This is a genomic window from Arthrobacter sp. JCM 19049 (assembly GCF_001310435.1).
The window spans coordinates 1-3,520 of record NZ_BAXF01000218.1 but is presented as its reverse complement, the minus strand read 5'-3'; the positions used below and the strand labels follow the sequence as shown (position 1 = coordinate 3,520).

Annotated in this window: 1 protein-coding gene and 3 pseudogenes; all 4 read right to left on the bottom strand. The window is 65.9% G+C overall.

Annotated elements, in window-relative coordinates; all coding sequences use genetic code 11:
- A partial coding sequence (locus JCM19049_RS09750) for a biotin/lipoyl-containing protein (protein WP_304488861.1) occupies positions 1–759 on the bottom strand: 759 nt, incomplete at its 3' end.
- 162 nt (positions 760–921) lie between these two features.
- A pseudogene (lpdA, locus tag JCM19049_RS09745) lies at positions 922–2,300 on the bottom strand (dihydrolipoyl dehydrogenase).
- A 265-nt stretch (positions 2,301–2,565) separates the two neighbouring features.
- Positions 2,566–3,442, bottom strand: a pseudogene (locus JCM19049_RS09740) (leucyl aminopeptidase); the annotation flags it as partial.
- A pseudogene (locus JCM19049_RS19985) lies at positions 3,391–3,507 on the bottom strand (hypothetical protein); the annotation flags it as partial. The pseudogenes JCM19049_RS09740 and JCM19049_RS19985, both read right to left, overlap by 52 nt.
- Between the last annotated feature and the right edge of the window lie 13 nt (positions 3,508–3,520).

The window sequence follows — 3,520 nt, the reverse complement described above, 5'->3', positions numbered from 1 at the left end:
CTCTTCCTGCTTCGGAGCAGCCGGAGCGGCCGGAGCCTCTTCCTGCTTCTTCTCGGCCGGGGCCGGGGCTTCTTCCTTCTTCTCGGCCGGGGCCGGGGCCGGAGCCTCTTCCTTGGCGGCCGGTGCGGCCGAGCCGGAGCCGATGACGGCCAGTACGGCGCCCACTTCGGCTTCCTCGTCCTCGTTCACGCGGATTTCCAGCAGCTTGCCGGCCACGGGGGAGGGGACCTCGGTGTCGACCTTGTCGGTGGAGACCTCCAGCAGCGGCTCGTCAACCTCCACGTCGTCGCCGACCTGCTTCAGCCAGCGGGTGACGGTGCCTTCGGTGACCGATTCGCCCAGGGCCGGCAGGGTGACCTCGGTGCCCGAGGCGTCACCCGAAGTGGCCGGAGCCGACTCGGTGGACTGCTCGGCGGCCGGGGCCGATTCCTGCTGCGGTGCGGACTCTTCCTGCGCCGGCTCCTCAGCGGCCGGTTCCTCGGCCTGCTGCTGATCGGAACCGGAATCCGAGCCTGCGCCCGAGCCATCGCCAATGCGCACCAGCGGCGCGCCGACTTCGGCTTCCTCGTCCTCGGCCACCAGGATTTCCTCGATCACGCCGGCAACCGGGGAGGGCACCTCGGTGTCGACCTTGTCGGTGGAAACTTCCACCAATGGCTCGTCGACCTCGACACGATCGCCGACCTGCTTGAGCCAACGGGTCACCGTGCCTTCGGTAACGCTCTCACCCAATGCGGGCAGGTTTACGGTTTCAGACATCTTCCCGTATCTCCTCTGAAAATTTAAAAGCTATTAGGTTGGTCCGCGGTGCCGGCTTGCCTCAAGCGGCCCGCGAGCCCACGTGGTTGATGGAGGCGTTGCCTCCGAGCCTAGCGGACGAAGCAGCGTGCCGTTGCGGACACGCTGCTTCATGACGGGCAACTAGCCGTGCAGCGGCTTGCCGGCCAGGGCCATGGCGGTCTCGCCCAGGGCCTCGTTCTGGGTCGGGTGGGCGTGGACCAGCTGGGCCACATCCTCCGGGTAGCTTCCCAGTTCACGATCAGCTGGGCCTCGCCGATCTGCTCGCCAATGCGGCTGCCGACGCCGTGCACGCCCACGATCGGGCCGTTCTTCACGCGCACCATCTTGATGATGCCGCTGGTACCCAGGATCGAGGACTTGCCGTTGCCGGCCAGGTTGTACTCGGTGGTCTCGACCTGATCGGCGCCGAACTTCTCCTTGGCCTTCGGCTCGGTGTAGCCCACCGAGGCGATTTCCGGCTCGCAGTAGGTGACCTTCGGGATGTTGATGTCTTCGATGATGGTCGGCTTCAGGCCGCCGATCTCCTCGGCAACGAAGATGCCCTGCTGGTAGCCGCGGTGGGCCAGCTGCAGGCCGGGGACGATGTCGCCCACGGCGTAGATGTTGCCCACGCCGGTGTGCAGGCGCTCATCGGTGATCACGAAGCCGCGGTCGATGGTGATGCCCTGCTCCTCGAAGCCGAAGCCCTCGGTGACCGGGCCGCGTCCCACGGCCACCAGCACGATGTCGGCTTCCAGGGTCTTGCCGTCGGCCAGGGAGACCTTCACGCCGTTCTCGTCCTGCTCGACCTTTTCGAAGAAGACACCGGTGTTGAACTTGATGCCGCGCTTCTTGAAGGAGCGCTCCAGCACCTTGATGATGGCCGGGTCCTCGTTCGGGACCAGGGAAGGCAGGCCCTCCACGATGGTCACGTCCACGCCGAAGGACTTCCACACGCTGGCGAACTCGACGCCGATCACGCCGCCGCCGAGCACGATGGCGCTCTTGGGCATGGTGTCCATGTTCAGCGCCTCGGTGCTGGTCAGCACGCGTCCGCCGATTTCCAGGCCGAAGGTCTTGGAGGTCGAACCGGTGGCCAAGACGATGTTCTTGCCCTTGTAGCGGTTGCCGTTGACCTCGATGGTGTCCTGGGAGACCAGGCGGCCTTCGCCTTCGATGACGTTGATCTTCTTCATCTTCAGCAGACCGCTCAGGCCCTTGAACTTGCCGGCCACAATGCCGTCCTTGTAGCTGCGCACCGCACCCAGGTCAATGGAGTCAAGGGTGGTGTTGATGCCGTACTTGGCGCTTTCGCGTGCGTTGTCGGCCAGCTCCGCCGAGTGCAGGTAGGCCTTGGTCGGGATGCAGCCGGTGTGCAGGCAGGTGCCGCCGAGCTTTCCCTTCTCGATCAGGCCAACGGTGAGGCCCAGCTGGACGGCGCGCAGGGCGACCGAGTATCCAGCGGAACCGCCACCGAGGATGAGGACATCGAATTCTTGCGTTGCTGCCGATTCGGCCACGTGAACGCTCCCTCGTAATAGCTAATCTGGTCGACTTCTGGCCGACCGGGGATCGGGTGGGACACGCTGCGCACAACACCTCCCGGTGGAGGGTGGAGGGCGGCGTGCCGTGATGTTTCAAAACTTACCTTAGTCCGGTGAACCGCCATCAGTCACCTCGTGACAGCGAAAAGTCGCTTTCCCCTATATTTTTGCACGAAACCCGGTGTGGGAAGCTGTGACGCCTCCCGCACCGGGGTGTATTTCGTGACTCATTCAATCCCGTTTAACGGGTGGCGAAGCGCTCCGCGAATCCGATGAGCGTGCGCACCTGTGAACCGGTGCCGTTCTTCGGGGTGTAGCCCCAGGCACTGGCCTCGTTGAAGGCCGGGCCGGCGAAGTCGATGTGGGCCCAGGGGATCGGGGTCTCATCGACCTTGCCCACGAACTCGCGCAGGAACACGGCCGCGGTCATCATCCCGCCCATGCGTTCACCGATGTTGGCCAGGTCGGCGACCTGCGAATCGATTGAGGCGCGCAGATCCTCGGGCAGCGGCATCGGCCAGGCCAGCTCACCGACCTCGTCGGAAGCGGACACCAGCTCGTCGCGCAGCGCCTCATCGCCCATGACCCCCGCGGTGCGCAGGCCCAGGGCGAGCATCTGGCGCCGGTGAGCGTGGCGATGTCAATGATCGCGTCCGGCTTCTCCTCACTGGCGGCGACCAGCCCGTCGGCCAACACCAGGCGGCCCTCGCGTCGGTGTTCAGCACCTCCACGGTCTTGCCGCCGTAGATGGTGATGACATCGCCCGGGCGGGTCGAACGCCCGCCGGGCATGTTCTCGGCCAGGCAGAGCCAGGCGGTGACCTTCAGGTCCAGGCCGAGCTCGGCCACACCGGCCACGGTCTGGAACATGGCCGCCGCGCCGGACATGTCCGACTTCATGGCGTGCATGCCAGCGGCCGGCTTCAGCGAGATGCCGCCGGTGTCAAAGGTGATGCCCTTGCCCACCAGGGCCAGGTGCTTGCTCGCCTTGGCCGGGGAGTACTCGACCTTGACCAGGCGCGGGGCCCGCTCGGAGCCGCCGCCGACGCCCATCAGCCGCCGAAGCCGTCCTTGGCCAGGCGCTTCTCGTCGTACACGGTGACCTTCAGCGGCAGCGACTTGGCGTAGTCCTTGACCGCGTTGGCGAAGGATTCGGGGTACAGCGCGTTGGCCGGGGTGTTGATCAGGTCGCGGTGG